The following is a 1577-nucleotide window of genomic DNA, read 5'->3' on the forward strand; positions in this document are numbered from 1 at the left end:
CAAGCGCTACCGCTCCAACTGCATCAACTGGGGCATCCTGCCCTTTACCCTGGACCAGGGGACGGAGTTCCCCTATGAGGCGGGGGACTGTATCTTTGTGCCGAATGTCCGGCACGCCGTGCGCTGCAACCGGCGGGATATCCACGCCAAAGTGCTCAAGCGGGACGGCGGCGTGGAGGACCTCACCCTGCACCTCCCGCCCCTCACGCCTGACGAAGAGGAGATTATCCTGGACGGCTGCCTCATGAACTACTATGCCAAGCGGGCGGACCCGAAGCTCCGCACCCTGCCCGCCGGCGCGGGCCGGGAGGAGATCATCGGCCTGCTGGAGGAGTGGACGGAGCTGCTGGCGGAGGAGAAGTACGGGGAGGCCCTGTCCATGTTCCTCATTGACACCAACACCGGAGACTGGACCCCGGAGCTGCTGGAATCCGCCGTCTACGGCTACGGCTGTCCCGGATACACCCGGGAGGAGGCCGCCAGGGAATTCGGCCGCGCCGGCTACAAAATCACCTCTCTGAAAAGCAGCCCCTATCGGGAGGAAATCCACAGGGCCATCCACATCTCCTCGGACCGCCGCTGGATGGGCCGGGACGACACAGCGGCGGTCATCGACTACGGCAAAGTGCCCCTGAACGGGGAACCCAGCGATTTAACGGCCCAGTTCTTCCTGCGGAAGCTGGACGACCAGACAGCCGCGCTGACATTCATTGACCTGCATGTCATGTGAGGAGGCGTTTTTATGGAAAAAATCAAAATGACCACCCCCCTGGTGGAAATGGACGGGGATGAGATGACCCGCGTCCTCTGGGGAATGATTAAGGAAAAGCTGATTCTGCCCTTCGTAGACCTGAAAACCGAATATTACGACCTGGGTCTCCTGAACCGCAACGCCACGCGGGACCAGGTGACCACTGACGCCGCCAATGCCACAAAGCGCCTGGGCGTGGCCGTCAAATGTGCCACCATCACTCCCAACCGCCAGCGGATGGAGGAGTACCCGGAGCTGACGGAGATGTGGAAGTCTCCCAACGGCACCATCCGGGCCATTCTGGACGGCACGGCCTTTCGCTCCCCCATCGTCCTGCCCTGCATCCGCCCCGTGGTGAAGAACTGGGAGTCCCCCATCACCATCGCCCGGCACGCCTACGGCGACATGTACAAGGCCGTGGACATGTCCACAGACGAGCCCGGCACCGCCGCATTGACTTTTAAGGGTGAGAGCGGCGCAGAGAAGACGCTGAACGTCCAGACCGTAGACGGCCCCGCCGTCTGGCAGGGCCAGCACAACAAGGAGTCCAGCATCCGTGCCTTTGCCCGTTCCTGCTTCCAGTACGCCCTGAGCCAGAAACAGGACTTGTGGTTCTCCACAAAGGACACCATCGCCAAGGTCTATGACGGCGAGTTCAAGCGGATTTTTGAGGAGGAGTACGAGACCTCCTACAAAGCGGAGTTTGAAAAGCTGGGCATCACCTACTTCTACACCCTCATTGACGACGCCGTAGCCCGTGTCATCCGGTCCAAGGGCGGCTTCATCTGGGCGCTGAAAAACTACGACGGCGACGTGATGAGCGACA

General features: G+C 61.4%; 1 protein-coding gene and 1 pseudogene. Both read left to right on the top strand.

The window, feature by feature from the left end; translation table 11 throughout:
• Positions 1–730: pseudogene (locus QZ326_RS13290) on the top strand (hydratase); the annotation flags it as partial.
• 12 nt (positions 731–742) lie between these two features.
• The coding region (locus QZ326_RS13295; protein WP_295746148.1) for an NADP-dependent isocitrate dehydrogenase at positions 743–1577 on the top strand (835 nt) is incomplete at its 3' end.

It is taken from the genome of uncultured Oscillibacter sp., from assembly GCF_910587525.1.
Lineage (GTDB): Bacteria > Bacillota > Clostridia > Oscillospirales > Oscillospiraceae > Oscillibacter.